General features: G+C 71.0%; 16 protein-coding genes. 11 read left to right on the top strand and 5 right to left on the bottom strand.

Annotation, left to right across the window (positions count from 1 at the left end; translation table 11 throughout):
- The first annotated feature begins 55 nt into the window (after window positions 1-55).
- From AB0K00_RS03755 to AB0K00_RS03735, 5 genes are all read left to right on the top strand, one after another.
- Entirely contained in the window at window positions 56-466 is a 411-nt protein-coding gene (locus AB0K00_RS03755) for a hypothetical protein (protein WP_363514673.1), read from the top strand.
- A gap of 374 nt (window positions 467-840) precedes the next feature.
- On the top strand, window positions 841-1,386 hold the full coding sequence (locus AB0K00_RS03750; RefSeq protein ID WP_363514670.1) for a hypothetical protein: 546 nt from the start codon (window positions 841-843) through the stop codon (window positions 1,384-1,386).
- A gap of 33 nt (window positions 1,387-1,419) precedes the next feature.
- The gene (locus tag AB0K00_RS03745) at window positions 1,420-1,890 is read left to right on the top strand and encodes a hypothetical protein (RefSeq protein WP_363514668.1); all 471 of its coding nucleotides are present in this window, start codon (window positions 1,420-1,422) and stop codon (window positions 1,888-1,890) included.
- Entirely contained in the window at window positions 1,887-3,467 is a 1,581-nt protein-coding gene (locus AB0K00_RS03740) for an aldehyde dehydrogenase family protein (protein ID WP_363514665.1), read from the top strand. The genes AB0K00_RS03745 and AB0K00_RS03740 overlap by 4 nt, the downstream gene beginning before the upstream one ends.
- Window positions 3,468-3,523: 56 nt before the next feature.
- Complete coding sequence (locus AB0K00_RS03735; protein WP_363514662.1) at window positions 3,524-5,806, top strand: fibronectin type III domain-containing protein; 2,283 nt, start codon at window positions 3,524-3,526, stop codon at window positions 5,804-5,806.
- Window positions 5,807-5,897: 91 nt separating this feature from the next.
- Here AB0K00_RS03735 and AB0K00_RS03730 read toward each other — a convergent pair whose 3' ends face one another.
- Complete coding sequence (locus AB0K00_RS03730; protein ID WP_363514659.1) at window positions 5,898-7,226, bottom strand: MFS transporter; 1,329 nt, start codon at window positions 7,224-7,226, stop codon at window positions 5,898-5,900.
- A gap of 19 nt (window positions 7,227-7,245) precedes the next feature.
- Here AB0K00_RS03730 and AB0K00_RS03725 point away from each other — a divergent pair, with 19 nt between their 5' ends.
- The 3 genes from AB0K00_RS03725 (at window position 7,246) to AB0K00_RS03715 (ending at window position 11,535) form a co-directional block, all read left to right on the top strand.
- A complete protein-coding gene (locus AB0K00_RS03725; protein ID WP_363514656.1) occupies window positions 7,246-8,229 on the top strand; it encodes a helix-turn-helix domain-containing protein in 984 nt (327 codons plus the stop codon).
- An 81-nt stretch (window positions 8,230-8,310) separates the two neighbouring features.
- Window positions 8,311-10,080, top strand: coding sequence for a gamma-glutamyltransferase (ggt, locus tag AB0K00_RS03720; protein ID WP_363515061.1), 1,770 nt, complete (start codon window positions 8,311-8,313; stop codon window positions 10,078-10,080).
- Window positions 10,081-10,320: 240 nt separating this feature from the next.
- On the top strand, window positions 10,321-11,535 hold the full coding sequence (locus AB0K00_RS03715; RefSeq protein WP_363514653.1) for a DUF6596 domain-containing protein: 1,215 nt from the start codon (window positions 10,321-10,323) through the stop codon (window positions 11,533-11,535).
- Here the strand turns inward: AB0K00_RS03715 and AB0K00_RS03710 are convergent.
- Both AB0K00_RS03710 and AB0K00_RS03705 read right to left on the bottom strand, forming a co-directional pair.
- On the bottom strand, window positions 11,521-12,168 hold the full coding sequence (locus tag AB0K00_RS03710) for a LysE family translocator (protein ID WP_363514651.1): 648 nt from the start codon (window positions 12,166-12,168) through the stop codon (window positions 11,521-11,523). The two genes, AB0K00_RS03715 and AB0K00_RS03710, sit on opposite strands and share 15 nt — an antisense overlap.
- A gap of 50 nt (window positions 12,169-12,218) precedes the next feature.
- Window positions 12,219-12,629 carry a GNAT family N-acetyltransferase gene (locus AB0K00_RS03705; protein WP_363514648.1) on the bottom strand — a complete coding sequence of 137 codons (411 nt, stop codon included), beginning with the start codon at window positions 12,627-12,629 and terminating at the stop codon, window positions 12,219-12,221.
- A gap of 87 nt (window positions 12,630-12,716) precedes the next feature.
- On the opposite strand from AB0K00_RS03705, the gene AB0K00_RS03700 reads away from it, so the two are divergent.
- On the top strand, window positions 12,717-13,229 hold the full coding sequence (locus AB0K00_RS03700) for a hypothetical protein (protein ID WP_363514645.1): 513 nt from the start codon (window positions 12,717-12,719) through the stop codon (window positions 13,227-13,229).
- On the opposite strand, the gene AB0K00_RS03695 is transcribed toward AB0K00_RS03700, so the two are convergent.
- The gene (locus AB0K00_RS03695) at window positions 13,129-14,505 is read right to left on the bottom strand and encodes a hypothetical protein (protein WP_363514642.1); all 1,377 of its coding nucleotides are present in this window, start codon (window positions 14,503-14,505) and stop codon (window positions 13,129-13,131) included. The two genes, AB0K00_RS03700 and AB0K00_RS03695, sit on opposite strands and share 101 nt — an antisense overlap.
- Complete coding sequence (locus AB0K00_RS03690) at window positions 14,502-14,894, bottom strand: hypothetical protein (RefSeq protein WP_363514639.1); 393 nt, start codon at window positions 14,892-14,894, stop codon at window positions 14,502-14,504. Before AB0K00_RS03690 ends, AB0K00_RS03695 begins: the two co-directional genes overlap by 4 nt.
- A 143-nt stretch (window positions 14,895-15,037) precedes the next feature.
- Here AB0K00_RS03690 and AB0K00_RS03685 point away from each other — a divergent pair, with 143 nt between their 5' ends.
- Together AB0K00_RS03685 and AB0K00_RS03680 are read left to right on the top strand one after the other, a co-directional pair.
- On the top strand, window positions 15,038-15,448 hold the full coding sequence (locus tag AB0K00_RS03685) for a VOC family protein (protein WP_363514637.1): 411 nt from the start codon (window positions 15,038-15,040) through the stop codon (window positions 15,446-15,448).
- A 267-nt stretch (window positions 15,449-15,715) separates the two neighbouring features.
- The gene (locus AB0K00_RS03680; protein WP_363514634.1) at window positions 15,716-17,758 is read left to right on the top strand and encodes a glycosyl hydrolase family 28-related protein; all 2,043 of its coding nucleotides are present in this window, start codon (window positions 15,716-15,718) and stop codon (window positions 17,756-17,758) included.
- The last annotated feature ends 138 nt before the right edge of the window (window positions 17,759-17,896 follow it).

The raw sequence follows: 17,896 nt of genomic DNA, 5'->3' as shown, positions 1-17,896 counted from the left end.
GGAAAAGTCTTACTGATCATGCTGGAGAGTGCCAGTTTTTCCGGACGGGGACGCCATGAACACCTACGATGGCCTGGTCAACGACTATTTGCGCGCCGTCGAGCAGGCTCTGGACGGCGTGCCTGCCGCCCGTCGCGACGAGCTGCTCGCCGATCTCAGCGACCACATCGCCGCCAAGCTCGCCGAGACCCGGCGGGCCGAGCAGGCTCCGGCGGCCCACGCGTCGGAGTCCGAGGTGCGCTCCGTCCTCGACCTGCTGGGTGACCCGCACGAGCTGGCCGGCGAGCTCGAAACAGCCGAACACGACGCCGCCGGTCATCGCGCTGCCGCCGAGGCGCCGATCGAGATCAACCCCGGCCGCAGGGTCGGCGCGGTCATCTGGGTGCTCATCACGATCGCAACGGTGTCGCTGCTGTGCGTCGGCGTCGTCCTGACCGGAGTGTTCATCTTCTTCGTCGGCCGTTGACCGCCAGCCCCTGACCGTCGTCCGCTGATCGTCGGGCACTCACGTCTGGCGCTCCGTCCGACGCCCCCTCGGCGACGGAACGGTCGCGGAGCCCGGCGAGACTCCGCGACCGCAGCTCGTCACCGACGTCGCCGGGCGGAACGCGCACTGCTGCGCATCCGCCCGGCAACCGCCCATCCGCGTCGCCCCGTGATCCCCCAATCGACGCGAACGTGCCCCGCTGACCTCGGCCGGAATCGATCGATGCACGGCCATGCATCGTCAACTCCGACCACCCCCGTGAAGTCTTCTGGCTGGCGTGTCCAGATCAGCGTATCTAGACGTCTAGGTTCGCGCAATTGTTGATTTGAGAATTCGTGGTCTAGATTTGCCGGGTGCGTGGCCGGCTCTTTCCAGTCGCCGATGGCTGGTATGAATGGCGCCAGGAGCCGCCCCTGGCGCAGACCGTCCAGGTGCGGGTCGGCGTCGCGATGGGTGGTCGGCTGGTGCTCACCGGGCTGCGCATCGACGGCAGCCCGAGCGCCGACCTGCTGCGCGCCATCCCCGTCGGCCGCATCGAGGCCGCCGCCAACGCGCAGCTTGCGGTCGTCCACGAGTCGGTCGACACGCCACCGGTGCTCAACCCGCGCCGCCGGCCGGTCGCGCCGCCGGTCGCCGTCGACGCCGGGTGGGAGATGGTCGAGCCGGCCCTCGCGGTGTCCCGGGCCGCTCCCGCCGCCGGCGGCCGGTCCCGGGGGCGCCCCGACGTCTTCTACCGCGAGGTGGCCGACGTCTATCTCGACTTCGCCCAGGACTCGCCGCGACCCGCCTGCGACCTCGCCGACCAGCACGGCGTGCCGGTCAGCACCGCGCACCGGTGGGTGAAGGAGGCCCGCCGGCGCGGGTTCCTGCCGCCGGGCCGTCCCGGAAAGACGGGCTGAGCGACGATGCGCTCGTTCGATAAGGTGTACAGAGTGTCGATCGACGCCGCTGTGCGCACGCGAGTGCACCGCCTGCTCACCGACTATCTCGGTGGGCAACCGGTGCCGGCCGACCTGAGCGCGACACCTGCCGCGATCCGCAGCGGCACGGCCGTGGTCTACCTGCGCCTGGTCGCCAACGATCCGCCGTTCGTGCGGGTCTTCTCCCCGCTGCTGCGCCGGCTGGCCTGCTCGCCGAAGCTGCTGACCGAGCTCAACGAGCTCAACGGCCGGCTCAACTTCGTCCGGCTGTTCTGGCGCGACGAGTCCGTCATCGCGTCCTATGAGCTGATGGCCGAGACGCTCGACGCGACCGAGCTGAGCAACGCCTGCGACTGGGTCGCCGACGCCGCCGACTACTACGACGTCCGGCTGCACGACCAGTTCGGCGGCGAGCTGGCGTTCGCACCGCCGCCGACGTCCCAGCACCCGGCGGACACGCCCCACGGCAAGATGGAGCAATGACCCGTCTCCTCGTCTCCACCGTCGGCGGCAGATCCGTCGACGCGCAGGGCGTTGCCCGTTACCGCTCGATCGACCCGGCCCACCTCGACCAGGTCGTCGCCGAGGTCGCCCTCGCGGACGCCGACACGTTCGTGGCCGCGTGCCGGTCCGCCCGCCGCGCGCAGCGTGACTGGGCGGACGTGCCGGCACCGGTGCGCGGCCGCGTGATCGCCAACCTGGGCCGCCTCGTCGAGGCCAACTTCGAGGAGCTGGCGTCGCTGGTGACGCGGGAGGTCGGCAAGACTATCGCCGAGGCCCGCGGCGAGGTGCAGGAGATCGTCGACACCTGCGACTTCTTCCTCGGCGAGGGCCGCCGCCTCTACGGGCAGACCGTGCCGAGCGAGATGCCCGACAAGCAGCTGTTCACGTTCCGCGTGCCGGTCGGGGTCACCGCGATCATCACGGCCGGCAACTTCCCCGTCGCCGTCCCCAGCTGGTACGTGGTGCCCGCGCTGCTGTGCGGCAACGCCGTGGTGTGGAAGCCGGCCGAGTACTCCGCCGCCTGCGCCGACGCGTTCGCCCAGCTCATCCGGCGCGCCGGGGTGCCCGACGGGGTGTTCGACGTGGTCTTCGCCGACGGTGAGACGGCGTTCGCCGGCCTCGGCCGGGCCCTCGACGCCGGCCTGGTCGACAAGATCGGGTTCACCGGCTCCTCGGAGGTCGGCGCGCGCATCGGCGAGCTCGCCGGCCGGCACCTGCAGAGCGCCTGCCTGGAGCTCGGCGGCAAGAACCCGATGATCGTCACCGAGGACGCCGACCTGGACCTCGCCGTGCACGGCGCGCTGTTCGCGGGGTTCGGCACCGCCGGCCAGCGCTGCACCTCACTGGGCACGTTGATCGTGCACGAAGACGTCCTCGACGAGTTCACCGCGCGGCTCGAGGATGCGGTACGACTGGCGCCGATCGGCGACCCCACCGACCCGTCGGTGCTCTACGGCCCGCTGATGACGGAGCGGTTCGAGGCCCGGTTCGGCGAGTTCCTCGACTGGGTCGAGAGCCACCACCGGGTGTCGGGCTCGTCCGGCGTCGGCAGGATCAGTGCCGCCAACCCACGCGACGGGTTCGTCGGCGACCCGGAGGCGGGCCTCTACCACCATCCGGTGCTGGTCCACGGCGTGCGCCCGGAGGACAAGATCTTCCAGCAGGAGACCTTCGGCCCGCTGGTCGGCGTCACCGGCTACGGCACCCTCGACGAGGCGATCGAGCTGGCCGACGCCCCGGGCTACGGGCTGTCCGCGGCGATCTACACCACCGACCCGCGCAAGGCGTTCACGTTCCGGCGCCGCACCCGGGCCGGGATGGTCAGCGTCAACAACTCGACCTCCGGCGCGGAGGCCCACCTGCCGTTCGGCGGCAACGGCAAGTCGGGCAACGGCAGCCGCCAGTCGGGCGTGTGGGTGCTGGACCAGTTCACCCGCTGGCAGTCGATGAACTGGGACTACTCCGGCCGGCTGCAGCGCGCGCAGATGGACACGCTGGAGATCACTCCTGACCTGGATTACCGGCTCAATCAAGAACAAATCGGATATCTGACGTAAATTCCCCTACAGGGGTCGTCCACGCTCGTGTCGGGCGACCCCTCTACGGGGGGACCATGCAGTTCCGAATTCGAACCATCCGCTGGGTCGCGACGGCGACGCTCGTCGTCTGCGGCACCGTCGCGGTGCCACAGACGGCGTTCGCGGCCGGGAGGTCCGACGCCGCGGGCCACACCGCCGGCGCGCACAAGGCAGGCGCGCACAAGTCAGCGACACACCAGGGCGGCACCGGCAAGCCGGCCACCGACAGCAAGGAGCCCAAGAAAGCCAAGGAACCCAAGGACGCCAAGCAGGCCAGGGACGCCAAGAAAGCCAAGGACGCCAAGAAGACCAGGGACGCCAAGCAGGCCAAGGACGCCAAGCTGGCGAAGAAGGCGAAGGCCGCGAAGGCCGGGGCGAAGCAGGCCCCCAAGGCCGGCGCCGACCGGGTCGACTTCGCCCGGCCGCTGACCATCGCCGCCACACCCAGCACGACGGGCGGGGCGAGCATCGCCACCTGCGTCGAGACCAGCACCATCACGGCCACCGCCGTCTGGTCCGTCGCCACCGTCGCGGACCATGAGGACACCACCCTCGACGTGACGCTCACCAGGCCGACCGACTGCGGCGACGCCACCGGCCTCGGCTACGTGATCACGCTGCCGACCGGCCTCACCCGCTCATACGCCAGCGTCGTGAACAACTGCGCCGCGAGCCCCGTCACCGGCTCCGCCGGCGACACCACCTTCACCGTCGTCGGGGCGACGATCTTCGACACCTTCACCACCTGCACGATCAAGCTCCCGGTCAGGAGCCTCACGTCCGGGCTGTTCGTCTTCGACGCGGCGAAGTTCACCGGCCTGACCGCCGTGGTCTCCACCAGCCAGACGCCGCAGACGCTGACCGTCCTCACCGCGCCACCGCAGGTCGTCGCGGCCTTCAGCCCGGACACCGTCGACGCGTTCAGCACGTCGACCCTGACGGTGGCAATGACCCGGACCGACGAGAACGCCACCGCCGTGTCCAGCGGGCTCGCCTACCAGCTGGACCTGCCGGCCGGGCTCGTCGTCGCCGCGGGTGCCACGACCAACGACTGCGGCGGCACGCTCACCGCGACCGCCGGCGCCTCGTCCGTGACGCTGATCGGCGCGTCGATGACGGGGTTCCCGTCACTCTGCGCGGCCACCTTCCAGGTCACCTCCGCGGCGGCGGGCGCGTACACGATCTTCAACGCCGCGCTGAGCGTCACCACCGGCGTGGAGGGCAACCTGGAAGGCAACTGCGGGGAGGCGGCGGCCCGTGCCGAGGACATCTGCGAGCCGACGCTGCAGGTGAACAAGGCGCCGCAGACGATCACGTTCGACCAGCCGGCGAACGTCGCGGTCTCCCAGAAGACCGCAGCACTGGCCGCGGCGGCCACGTCGGGCCTGCCACTGACGTTGATCAGCTCGACCGGGGCCGTGTGCACGGTCAGCGGCGGCACCGCCACCCTGGTGACGCCCGGCACCTGCACGATCACCGCCAACCAGCAGGGCAGCGCCGGGTACGAGGCCGCGGCGCAGGTGACGCGCTCGTTCACGGTCGGTCCGCCGGTCGTGACCCCGACCCCGGACCCGGACCCGACCCCGGATCCGACGCCCGCTCCGGCGCCGGGTCAGGTCACCGCGACGGCCGGGGTGGCGCAGATCAGCGCCCAGTGGCAGCCGCCGGCCGACACGTCGGCCGTCACCGGGTACATCGCAACGGCGAGCCCGGGCAACGCGACGTGCTCGACCGGCTCGGCGTCCGACACGTCGTGCGTGATGGGCGGGGTCGCGGGCGTCACGTACACGGTCACGGTCGTCGCCAGGGGCGTGGGCGCCAACTCGTCGCCGGCGGGACCGTCCAACCCGGTGACGCCGACGGCACCGCCGATCAGCACCACGGTGCCCGACACGAACCTGACGCTCACCACGGACAAGGGCATCATCACCACCGCCGTCCCGTCCCAGGACATCGTGGTCATCGGCACGGGCTTCATGCCGTACTCGACCGCGACGATCATCATCTATTCGCAGCCGATCAACCTGGGCAGCGCGGTCACCGACGGCCTCGGCAACTTCAGCAAGCCGGTGAAGGTGCCCGCCGACCTCGTGGCCGGCGGCCATTCGCTGGTCGCCGCGGGGGTCGACCCCGACGGCCTGCCGCACAGCCTGAAGATGGCGATCCGGGTCGCGGCGGGCACCGCCACCACCCGGCGTCCGAACTCGCTCGCCGTGACCGGCCCGCCCGTCGCGGCGATGCTGCAGCTCGGCCTCGCGATGACGTTCGCGGGCGGCGGCCTGCTGCTCGCCAACCGCACCCGCCGTCGGGCCGTCTGACCGCGGTACCGGAGACACCGGCGACATCGCAGACGCCGGCCGATCAGGAGAGCCCGATCGGCCGGCGTTGGTCGTCGCGTCGTGCGTCGCGTCAGGCGGCGGCCACCGCCACCTTGGCGGGCACCGCGATGCCCCGCCGGGTGCGCAACAGCAGCAGGGACAGCGCCGCCGCGGAGATGGACAGCCCGCCCGCGATGTACCAGGCCAGGTCGTAGTTGCCGAGCCGGTCCCGCAGCAGGCCGGTCGTGGTCGCCGCGATCGCCGCCCCGAACTGGTGCGACGCGAACACCCAGCCGAAGACCACGGGGCCGCTGGCGCCGAAGTACTGGCGGCACAGCGCGACGGTCGGCGGCACCGTCGCCACCCAGTCGAGGCCGTAGAAGAGGATGAACACCACCATGCTCGGCCGGACCGTCGCCGCGAACAGCACCGGCAGCACCAGCAGCGAGGCGCCGCGCAGCGCGTAGTACCAGCCGAGCAGGATGCGGCTGTCCATGCGGTCGGTGAGCCAGCCCGACGCGATCGTCCCGACGATGTCGAACAGGCCGATGAGCGCGAGCAGCGACGCCGCCACCGGCTCGGTCATGCCGTGATCGTGGGCGGCGGGGATGAAGTGGGTGCCGATGAGCCCGTTGGTCGTCGCCCCGCAGATGGCGAACCCGCCGGCGAGCAGCCAGAACGCCGGCACCCTCGACGCGTCGCGCAGCGCGCCGAGCGCCCGCCGGGCCGCGCCACCGGTCGGCACCGGCGGCGGCGAAACGTCCGACGGGTCGGCGCCGTACGCGGTCACGCCCAGCTCGGACGGGTGGTCCCGCAGCCGCCACAGGACCAGCGGCACCACCAGCAGCGCCGCCCCGGCGACCGTCAGCGCGGCCGCGCGCCACCCGCGGGCGTCGACCAGCAGCGCGAGCAGCGGCAGGAACACCAGCTGTCCGGCCGCGCCGCCGGCGGTCAGCACCCCGGTGATCAGGCCGCGGCGCTTCACGAACCAGCGACCCGTGATCGTGGCGACGAACGCCAGGGCCATCGACCCGGTGCCGAGGCCGACCAGGACACCCCACAGCGCGATGAGCTCCCAGCTGTGCCGCATGAACACGGTGAGCCCGCTGCCCGCGGAGACCAGGAGCAGCGCGTACGCCACTACCCGCCGGATCCCGAAGCGTTCCATGAGCGCGGCCGCGAAGGGCGCGGTGAGCCCGAACAGCAGCAGGTTGATCGAGACGGCGAGGGAGATGGTCCCCAGCGACCAGCCGAACTCCTCGTGCAGCGGGTGCAGCATCACGCCGGGTGTGGCGCGGAAGCCTGCCGCGCCGACCAGCGCGACGAACGCGACGACGGCGACGGTCCAAGCAGGGTGGATACGTTTCACAGAACAATAATCTTGGAATTGGTATCGGCGGACGAGTGGCCCGACAGCCATAGTGCGCAAGAATCGGGCCATGGAGAAGCACCTCGTGGCCGTGATCGCGCTGGACGGCGTCGTGGCATTCGACCTGGGCACGCCGTCGCAGATCTTCGGGGCCGCCCGTGACGACGACGGTCGCCGCCGGTACCGCATCCAGGTGTGCAGCCCAGGTGGACTGCCGGTGCGCAGTGCGGCCGGATTCCAGGTGCTGCCCGAGCACGGCCTGGAGATCACTTCGGTGGCCGACACGGTGATCGTGGCCGGCATCCACCGTGGCGGCCCGGTCGAGGACGCCACCATCGAGCCCGCCGTGGCTTTGTCTTTGCAGGCCGCCTTGGCGCGCGGCGCCCGGGTCATGTCGATCTGCACCGGCGCGTTCGTGCTCGCCGCGGCCGGCCTGCTCGACGACCGCCCGGCGACCACCCACTGGGGCTGGGCGGAGCAGTTCAGGGCGCTGTACCCGCAGGTCAAGCTCGACCCGGACGTGCTGTTCATCGACGACGGCGACGTGCTGACCTCGGCCGGGGTCGGCGCCGGGATCGACCTGTGCCTGCACGTGGTGCGCACCGACTTCGGCAGCGAGGTCGCCAACCGGGCGGCCCGCCGCAGCGTCGTGCCGCCGTGGCGGGAGGGCGGCCAGGCGCAGTACATCGAGCGGCCCTTGCCACGGGCCACCGACACCACGACCGCGCCGACGCGGGCGTGGGCGCTGCAGCGGCTTGGTGAGCCGTTGACGCTGCAGGACATGGCCGGGTACGCCACGATGAGTGTGCGCACGTTCACCCGGCGCTTTCGCGAGGAGACCGGGGTGAGCCCGGCCCGGTGGCTGCTGCAGCAGCGGGTCGATCACGCCCGTGGCCTGCTGGAGAGCACCGACCTGGCGGTCGAGCAGATCGCCCGCCGGTCCGGGCTCGGCACGGCCGCGTCGCTGCGCCAGCACCTGCAGACCACGATCGGGGTCGCCCCGAGCGCGTACCGTCGCACGTTCCGGGTTGTGCCCGGCGCGCCGGGACGGTAGGCAGGAGGAACGATCGCCGTCGATCCTCCGGGAGGCACCGTGCGCAGGCTCGTCCCGCTCGTTCTGACCCCACTCCTGCTCGTGCCGTCCTTATTCGGCGCGGCCTTTGCTGGTGCGCCGGCCTTTGCCGGTGCGCCGGCTGCTGCCGGGCCTACGGCGAGCGGCTATGGCGGGGCGGTGAGCTCCGTCGATCCGACGGCCACCGCGGTCGGCCTGGACGTGCTGCGCCGGGGCGGCAACGCCGTCGACGCGGCCGTCGCGGTCGCGGCGACCCTCGGCGTGACCGAGCCGTTCTCCTCCGGCATCGGCGGCGGCGGGTTCTTCGTCTACTACGACGCCCGCAGCGGCAAGGTGTCCACACTGGACGGCCGGGAGGCCGCACCGCGGTCGATGACGTCGTCGGCGTTCGTGAACCCCGCGACCGGCCTGCCGTACGCGTTCCAGGAGGCCCGGGTCAGCGGCATCTCCGCCGGCGTGCCGGGCACCCTGGCGACCTGGGACACCGCGCTGCGCCGGTGGGGCAAGCGGTCCCTCGCGACCAACCTGCGGCCGGCGAGCGACGTCGCGCGGCGCGGGTTCACCGTCGACCAGACGTTCGCGACCCAGGTCAGCGACAATGCCGCCGCGTTCGCGCAGTTCACGCCGACGGCGGCGCTGTTCCTGCCGGGCGGCGCTGCGCCGGCGGTCGGCAGCACACTGCGCAACCCGGACCTTGCCGCGACCTACGACCTGGTCGCGCGCCGGGGCATCGACGCCTTCTACGGCGGCGAGGTGGGCCGCGACATCGTCCAGACCGTCCAGCACCCGCCGGTCGCGGCCAGCCCCACGCTGCCGTGGCAGTACGAGATCCGCCCCGGCGGCATGACCCTCGCGGACCTGCGCGCCTACGAGGTCCGCCGCCCCGCCCCGACCCACATGGAATACCGCGGTTACGACGTCTACGGCATGGCCACCCCGTCCTCGGGCGGCTCGACCGTCGGCGAGGCGCTCAACATCCTCGAACGCTCCGACCTCGGCAAGCTCGACCGCACCCAGGCGCTGCACCGCTACCTGGAGGCCAGCGCCCTCGCGTTCGCCGACCGCAACCGCTACGTCGGCGACTACACCCCGCGGCCGCTGCTCGACGCGCTGCTGACCAACGGGTTCGCGGCCGAACGGGCCTGCCGGATCGACCCGCTGCACGCCGCCACGAAGCCGGTGCCGCCGGGCGTGCCGGACGGACGCTACGACTCGTGCGCGACGGCCGCCGGCGGCGCGAGCACCGACTTCGGCAAGTCGACGACCAACCTGACCGTCGCCGACAAGTGGGGCAACGTCGTCGAATACACGCTCACCATCGAGCAGATCGGCGGCAACGGCATCGTGGTGCCCGGCCGCGGCTTCCTGCTCAACAACGAGCTGACCGACTTCAACTTCACCAACACCCAGACCCCCGCCGACGACCCGAACCTGCCCGGCCCCGGCAAGCGGCCGCGCAGCTCGATGGCCCCGACGATCGTCCTGCAGGACGGGCGGCCGTTCCTCGCCCTCGGCTCCCCCGGCGGCTCGACGATCATCACCACCGTGCTGCAGATCCTGATCAACCGGATCGACCTCGGCATGACGCTGCCGGAGGCGCTCGCGGCGCCGCGGGCCACGCAGCGCAACACGGCGGCGGTGGTCGCGGAGCCCGCGTTCATCGCCGGGCCGGGCACCGCGCTGGGCGCGCTCGGGCACACGTTCACGCCGATGGCCGAGATCGGGGCGGCGACGGCGATCGAGTTCATGCCGCGCGGGAAGCTGCTCGCCTGCGCCGAACCAGTCCGCCGTGGCACCGGATCGGCCGGCACCGTTCAGGGAGGGTCGCGGTAACGCCGAGCCCGGTGGCGCCCGGCCGCTTCACTAGCACCGTACCCCAGGCCACCTAATTGACCTTTGGACCCGTCACCGCCCCATAACGCAGTGTCGAGGCCCAGTTTAGAGGAGCCACAAGGAGGTGCGCCGCCCATGAGGGTGGCGCACCTCTGCCGGTCCGGGCGCAGCGGCCCGGAAGGTGCGAGGCGGGCATACCTGGCTCTTGACCAGAGCAGCAGCGTGGGATTGTTGGTCCTCGTGAGTGTCGACGTCGAATCCGAGCTGCGCCGGCTCGCGCCGCAGGTGCTCGGGGTCCTGATCCGCCGGTACGGGCAGTTCGACGCCTGTGAGGACGCCGTGCAGGAGGCGCTCCTCGCGGCGGCGATGCAGTGGCCGGGCGAGGGCGTGCCGGACAACCCGCGCGGGTGGCTGATCACGGTCGCCGTGCGGCGGCTGATGGACCAGTTCCGCAGTGACGACGCCCGGCGACGGCGGGAGGTTGCCGTCCATGTTTCACATGAAACATCGGACACAGTGGACATTCCCGATAAAGACGACACGTTGTTGCTGCTGTTCCTGTGCTGCCATCCGTCGCTGTCGAGCGCGTCGCAGCTGGCGCTGACGCTGCGCGCGGTGGGTGGCCTGACCACGGCGCAGATCGCGCACGCGTTCCTGGTGCCGGAGTCGACCCTTGCGCAGCGCATCAGCCGCGCCAAGCAGAGGATCAGGTCGGCCGGGGCGACGTTCGACCTGCCGCCGGACGAGCACGCCGGGCGCCTGCAGGTGGTCCTCCAGGTGCTCTACCTGATCTTCAACGAGGGGTACACCGCGTCGTCGGGCGAGGACCTGCACCGGCCGGAGCTGACCACCGAGGCGACCCGCCTGACCCGTGAGGTGCACCGGCTCCTGCCCGACGACGGCGAGGTCGCCGGGCTGCTCGCGCTGATGCTGCTGACCGACGCCCGCCGTCCGGCCCGGACCCGGCCCGACGGCACGCTGGTCCCCCTCGCCGCCCAGGACCGTGGGCTGTGGATCCGGTCGATGGTTGCCGAGGGCGTCGACCTCATCACCAGGACGCTGCCGAAGGGGCCGCCGGGGCCGTACCAGCTGCAGGCCGCGATCGCCGCGATCCACGACGAGGCCGCGTCGGCCGCCGACACCGACTGGCCGCAGATCCTTGCCCTGTATCAGCTGCTGGACCGGGTCGCGCCGAACCCGATGGTGACCCTGAACCAGGCGGTGGCCATGGCGATGGTGCAGGGCCCGGCGGCCGGCCTGCGGCTCCTCGAGGCGCTGGACGCCGACGAGCGGCTGGCCCGCCATCACCGGCTCGCCGCGGTCCGCGCCCATCTGCTGGAGATGTCCGGGGACACGGCAAAGGCCCGGGAGGCGTACGAGCTCGCCGCCCGTCGCACGACCAGCCTTCCGGAGCAGCGGTATCTGCTGTCGAAGGCCGCGTCACTGCACGGGTAGCGGCTGCGCCCGGTCCGTGGCGAGCCTGACGGCGATCATGCCGAGCAGCGTGCCCGTCACGTACCGCTGGATCCGCAGCCACGTGGGGCGCTTCGCGAGGAAGACGGCGATCGACCCGGCGGCCAGGACGATGCCCGCGTTGACCAGCAGGCTGACAGCGATCTGCACCCCGCCGAGCAGGAAACCCTGCGTCATCAGGTGCCCGGCGCCGGGGTCGACGAACTGCGGGATCAGCGACGCGTACATGATCGCGGCCTTCGGGTTGAGCAGGTTGGTCATCAGGCCCATCGTCAGCAGCCTCCGGGTCGAGTCCGCCGGCAGCTCCTGGTAGGTGAAGACCGATGTGCCGCCGGGGCGGACCGCCTGCCAGGCGAGGTAGGCGAGGTAGGCGGCGCCGGCCAGTTTCACCGTGAGATACAGCGCCGGCACCGTCGCGAAGACCACGGACAGTCCGGCGGAGGCGAGCGTCAGGTAGACCAGGAACCCGGCGGCGACCCCGCCGAGGGAGATCATGCCGGCGCGCCGGCCCTGGGAGATGCTGCGCGAGACGAGATACATCATGTTCGGCCCGGGCGTGAGCACCATCCCCAACGCCACCAGCGCGACCCCTGCCGCTGCCCCCATTGTGATCACGGCGTCGACGCTGCCAGCTCAGGGGCCGCCGGTCGAGGGCCAATCGGCGGTCAGAGGCTCTTGACCCAGCGATGGCAGTCGTCCTGTGAGGCGTAGCCGGCGGCGGCCCAGGCGTGGTGGGCGAGGGTGTTGTCGTTGAGGACCATGGCGTCGGCGCGGCGGCCGCCGAACCCGCGGAAGCGCTCCTCGGCGGCGGCGAGCAGCTGCGCGCCGATGCCCTGCCGGCGCCGGTCGGGGTGCACGGCGAAGCGGTACAGGTGGCACCGCCAGCCGTCGAACCCGGCGATGAGCGACCCGACGATCTCGCCGTCGGCCACGGCGAGTTGCAGCGCTGCCGGGTCGCGGGCGATCAGCGCCGCCACGCCTTCGGGGATGTCGCTGCGGTTCGTGTCCTCGGCTGCGATCTTCCAGAAGGCGAGGACGGCGGGGACGTCGTCGAGGGTGGCGGCACGCAGGATCATGCCGTCGACCGTACGACACCGGGAGTAGACGGGTTTACCACCCTCGGCGGGCGACGCGGGCGAGGAGTTCCGGCAGGCTTGACGGGCATGAGGTTCACCCCGAAATGGCGCAAGGCGGTCCTGACCCTGCACGTGATCACGGCCGTGGGCTGGCTCGGCAGCGATCTGGTGCTGCTGACGCTGGGTGTCGCCGGCCTGAGCGGCGCGGCCGACAAGGACGTGGCCTATCCGGCGATGAGCCTCGTCGGCATCGCGCTGTTCGTGCCGCTGTCCTATCTGGTCTGGGTGATCGGGGTGGTGAACGCGGTCGGCACGCCGTGGGGGTTGCTGCGCTGGTGGTGGGTGGCGGTGAAGCTGACCATCGTCACGGTGATGCTGTTCCTGGTGACGTTCCTGCTGTACCCGGGGCTCGCGAAGGCCGGTGACCTCGGCTCGGCGCTGCCCCGCCGGGACCAGATCAACCTCGTGATCGCGCCGAGTGTCTCCTCGACGCTGCTGGTCATTTCGACGGTGCTGTCGACCTATAAGCCGTGGGGGCGCCGGTCCGCTCCGCCTGCTCGGGAAGCGGCGCGGGCGGTGGGTTCGGGCTCATCGCGGTGACGCCCCAGCAGGCGGCGCTCGCGCAGGCGAGGACCGCGATCGCGATCGTGACGCGGTCGACCGAGGTGCTCAGGTGCCAGTGGATGTCGTACGGCGTGATCAGGTAGATCAGGATCAGGCCGGCGGTGTGCACGGCGGTGACGGCCCACAGCCAGCCGTCGGCGCCCAGCTCGAGCCCGGTCCGTGCGCGGCGCAGGAACAGGTGGCCGAGCAGCGCGGCGGCGACGGTGAGCAGGACGATCCAGCCGACCCGGCCGGTCATGAACTCGAGGATCATCGGCAGCCGGCCGAGCGTGTCGGCGTCGCCGTGCAGCAGGGCGGAGAAGCGCCCGCCGGCCAGGACGTCGGTCTCGGCGCCCAGCAGGCGGGCGGTGACGGACCAGATGCCGGCGACGCCGACGGGCACCCAGAGCAGGGCGGCGCGGCGGCGGTCGCGCCAGAACCGGACGGTGCCGACGACGGCCAGGGCGACGACGAGGCTGAGGCCTTCGTTCTTCATGAGTGCGGCCGCGGACAGCAGGAACAGTGCGAGGGGCAGCATCCCGGCGAACGGCCGGGCGAAGAGCAGCAGCACCGCCCCGGCGGCGAAGGCACACGCGCACATCGCGTCGCTGAAGCCGGCGGTCGGGATGAGCCAGAGCGGGGTCCACGCGGCGTAGCCGGCGGCGATCGCGGCCGGCCAGGACAGCAGCGGGTGCGCCTTCGCGGTCGCGACCCGGATCGCGTGGATGAGCATGGCGATCGCGGACAGGGTCAGGAAGCCGGTGACGAAGGCGGCGGGGTAGAAGTCGCGGATGTCCAGCAGCTGCCACACGAGCGCCACCGGCGCGGACGCGAGCGGCGGGTAGTCGGGGTGGCTGAAGACGAGCACGGGGCTGCCGATCGCGGCGCGGGCGAAGTCGCCGCCCTGGGTGAAGTAGCCGGCGTGCAGCCACCAGATCAGGTGGGTGTCCCAGGTGACGGGTTCGGTGCCGAGGCGCAGGAACGGCGGCACCAGCGGCAGCGTCACCAGCAGGGCGTCGCGCCAGCCGCTGCTCGGCACCCGGGGCCGGTCCCGCAGGCGCCAGGCGAGCACCCCGGTCGCCAGGTACACGGGGACGAACCACAGCAGCAGTGGGCCGGTGCAGGCGAGCATGAGCAGCACCGCGGCGGTGGCGACGGCGGCTCCGGCGATCGGCGCGAGGACGATGGCGAGCGGCACGGCGCGGGTCAGGGCGTAGCTCAGCGGGAGCCCGGTCACGACCAGGATGAGCACCGCGAGCAGGGTCTCGATCATGCGGCCGGCTTCCGGGTCAGCAGCCGGACGCCGTGCGGGGCGGCCGGGTCGGGTTGCAGGTACACCTCGAGGTCGGCTCGGCCGGTGAGGTCCACGACCTCGATGCCGTACAGGGTGGCGAACTCCACCAGCCGCATCTGCAGGTCCACGGTCTTCTCCACGATCACGACCTTGGTCCCGGCCGGGACCTGGCGGTGCAGTTCCCGGCTCAGGTATTCGAGCTTCTCCCGGTACTGCCGGGTCGGGTGCTGCTGGCCGGCGGTGCGCACGGTGTCCCAGCCGATCCGGGTCGAGTAGACGGCGGGGCGCATCGCCTGCAGCAGCGCCAGCCCGCAGAGCGCGGCGACGAGCAGGCGCACGGCCGTATGAAGGGATGGCAACCGTCGCATCGCCCCACCTTAGAAGAGCGGTGTCGGGTTGGCGGAGCGGTATGGGGCAGGCTGCCGGATTCGGCTTCGCGCGACCCGGCGGGCGAATAGTCTCGGATCGACGTGCTGACATCCGTCGTGCATCGCGACCAAGGGAGTTTGTGATGACCTCTCGGCTCAACCCGTACCTGAGCTTCCGGGGCAACGCCCGGCAGGCGATGGAGTTCTACCAGGGCGTCTTCGGCGGCACCCTGCGGTTGAACACGTTCGGCGAGTTCAACCCGGAGGCCGGCCCGATCGCCGACCAGATCATGCACGGCATGCTGGAGACCACCGGCGGTTACACGATCATGGCCTCCGACACGCCGCCGGAGATGGCGCACAACCCGGGCGACAACATCACGGTCAGTCTCAGCGGCGACGACAGCGCCGAGCTGCACGGTTACTGGACCAAGTTGTCCACGAGCGGCAAGATCAGCGTCCCGCTGGAGAAGCAGATGTGGGGCGACGAGTTCGGCGCCTGCGTCGACCAGTTCGGCATCCCGTGGATGGTCAACATCACCCAGCAGGGCTAGCGCTTCTCAAGTCTGGCAAAAGCGGCGGGATCCGGCATCGGGTCCCGCCGCTTCCGCATGTCCGGATGCCGCAACGATGACGGCAGTTTTGCGCAACAAACCGACAAGACGACGACAGATCCGGTTCCAACGTTGCGTAAATATTTCGCAGAGCCTTGTGGAGTGGGGAATGCGGGTCCTAAGGTCACCTCACCCTCATCCTCATGGCGCCGCCCCGCCGTAGAGCGTCTCGGGCGTCCGCCCCCTCCCGAGAGAATCGAGTCATCGATGTCACGGAGCACAGGACCCTTATCGCGGTGGTCCAGCGGTCCGCCGCGCTGGGCCGCGGCGGCAACGGCCGCAGCCGTCGGTCTCGGCGTCGTGGTCACCGGCGCCGGCCCGGCCTCCGCGGCCGGATCAGCACCAGCGGTGACCCGCGCCGCCATCGACCCGGCGCTGACCGCCGGTCGCGGCGCCAGCGTCGGTTTCGTCGAGCAGGAAGCCGAGAAGGCCAAGACGAACGGGACCGTCATCGGCCCGGACCGCACGGCCTACACGCTGCCCGCCGAGGCCTCTGGCCGCAGCGCGGTCAAGCTGACCCCTGGGCAGTACGTGGAGTTCACGCTGCCGAAGTCCGCGAACGCGATCAACGTCCGCTACAGCATTCCCGACGCGCCCAACGGCGGCGGCATCACCTCGCCGCTGGACGTGACGGTCAACGGCGGCAAGAAGACCACGATGACGCTCACGTCGCAGTACTCGTGGCTGTACAACCAGTACCCGTTCTCGAACGACCCGAACGCCGGCCTGCTGCACCCCGACTGGTGGATCACCGAGTGCGCCTGCGTGCCGGCCGCCACCACGCCGACGCCGACGATCACCACACCGTTCCGGCCCAACCACTTCTACGACGAGCAGCGGCTGCTGCTGGGCAAGACGTACAAGGCCGGCGACAAGGTCCGCCTCACCGCGCCGAACAACAGCGCCGCGTGGACGGTCATCGACCTGCTCGACTCCGAGCTGGTCGGCGCCCCGAAGATCAACATCATCGCCGCGAACGTGCTGCTGTTCGGCGCGGACCCGACGGGCCGGCGTGACTCGGCCGACGCGATCGACAAGGCCGTCGCGTTCGCCAAGAAGACCCACCTGAAGGTCTACATCCCGCCGGGCACGTACCAGGTGAACCGTCACATCATCGTCGACAACGTGACGATCGAGGGCGCCGGCTCCTGGTACACGATCATCAAGGGCAAAGAGGTCGCGCTCAGCACGCCCGCCCCGGACAACTCGATCCACACCGGGGTCGGGTTCTACGGCAAGTACTCGCAGGACGGTGGCAGCAGCAACGTCCACCTGTCCGGCTTCTCGATCATCGGTGACGTGCGCGAGCGCATCGACACCGACCAGGTCAACGGCATCGGCGGCGCGCTGAGCAACTCGACCGTCGACGGCCTGTACATCCAGCACACCAAGGTCGGCCTGTGGTTCGACGGCCCGATGACCAACACCAAGATCACCAACAACGTCATCGTGGACCAGATCGCCGACGGGCTCAACTTCCACACCGGCGTGACGAACTCCAGCGTGTCCAACAACTTCGTCCGCAACTCCGGCGACGACGGCCTGGCCATGTGGGCCGAGAAGACCACCAACGCCGGCAACACGTTCGACCACAACACGGTGCAGACGCCGGTCCTCGCCAACGGCATCGCGATCTACGGCGGCAAGGACACCACGGTGTCCAACAACCTCGTCGCGGACCCGATCCGTGAGGGCAGCGCGATCCACATCGGCTCCCGCTTCGGCGCCGAGCCGTTCACCGGCTACGTGCGGATCACGAACAACACCACGGTCCGCGCCGGCACGTACGAGCTGAACTGGAACATCGGCCTCGGTGCCATCTGGATCTTCGCGCTGGAGAAGAACATCGACGCGGACATCCAGGTCGTCGGGGACAACTTCCTCGACAACACCTACAACGCGATCATGCTCGTCGCCGACTGGCCGGTGAAGGACCTGTACTCCATCACCAACGTCCACTTCAAGGACATCAAGGTCGACGGCACGGGCACCTCGGTGCTCAGCGCCCGCGCCGCGGGCTCCGCCTCGTTCGAGAACGTGGACGCCCGCAATGTCGGTGCCGTCGGCATCAACAACTGCGGCTCGTTCCACTTCACCCCGGCCGGCTCGGAGTTCTCGATCGTCGACCTGGGTGGCAACGACGGCGGCGGCACCACGGGCCCGTGGCTCGCCCCGTGGGAGCTGCCGAACACCATCACCTGCGACGACCGCCCGCCGGTCGTCGTGCCGCCGGCGCCCGCGCCGTGGTGATGCGACACCGATAGCGGGAAGGGCGGGTGCCTCGGGGGGTGCCCGCCCTTTCTTCTGCCCCCGGAGGGTGGACTTTTCACCACCCCAACCGGCTCCCTGGCGCCACTGACCCGCGGCCTCCCATGCCGAAGAGTCGAT

The organism is Dactylosporangium sp. NPDC049525, assembly GCF_040676755.1.
GTDB lineage: Bacteria > Actinomycetota > Actinomycetes > Mycobacteriales > Micromonosporaceae > Dactylosporangium.
This window is presented reverse-complemented; position numbering and strand designations above follow the sequence as displayed.

Coding starts and splice junctions, on each gene's coding strand:
- AB0K00_RS03755 (WP_363514673.1), top strand. CDS start 56: ATGAACACCTACGATGGCCTGGTCAACGACTATTTGCGCGCCGTCGAG.
- AB0K00_RS03740 (WP_363514665.1), top strand. CDS start 1,887: ATGACCCGTCTCCTCGTCTCCACCGTCGGCGGCAGATCCGTCGACGCG.
- AB0K00_RS03735 (WP_363514662.1), top strand. CDS start 3,524: ATGCAGTTCCGAATTCGAACCATCCGCTGGGTCGCGACGGCGACGCTC.
- AB0K00_RS03730 (WP_363514659.1), bottom strand. CDS start 7,226: ATGGCTGTCGGGCCACTCGTCCGCCGATACCAATTCCAAGATTATTGT.
- AB0K00_RS03725 (WP_363514656.1), top strand. CDS start 7,246: ATGGAGAAGCACCTCGTGGCCGTGATCGCGCTGGACGGCGTCGTGGCA.
- AB0K00_RS03705 (WP_363514648.1), bottom strand. CDS start 12,629: ATGATCCTGCGTGCCGCCACCCTCGACGACGTCCCCGCCGTCCTCGCC.
- AB0K00_RS03700 (WP_363514645.1), top strand. CDS start 12,717: ATGAGGTTCACCCCGAAATGGCGCAAGGCGGTCCTGACCCTGCACGTG.
- AB0K00_RS03695 (WP_363514642.1), bottom strand. CDS start 14,505: ATGATCGAGACCCTGCTCGCGGTGCTCATCCTGGTCGTGACCGGGCTC.
- AB0K00_RS03690 (WP_363514639.1), bottom strand. CDS start 14,894: ATGCGACGGTTGCCATCCCTTCATACGGCCGTGCGCCTGCTCGTCGCC.
- AB0K00_RS03685 (WP_363514637.1), top strand. CDS start 15,038: ATGACCTCTCGGCTCAACCCGTACCTGAGCTTCCGGGGCAACGCCCGG.
- AB0K00_RS03680 (WP_363514634.1), top strand. CDS start 15,716: ATGTCACGGAGCACAGGACCCTTATCGCGGTGGTCCAGCGGTCCGCCG.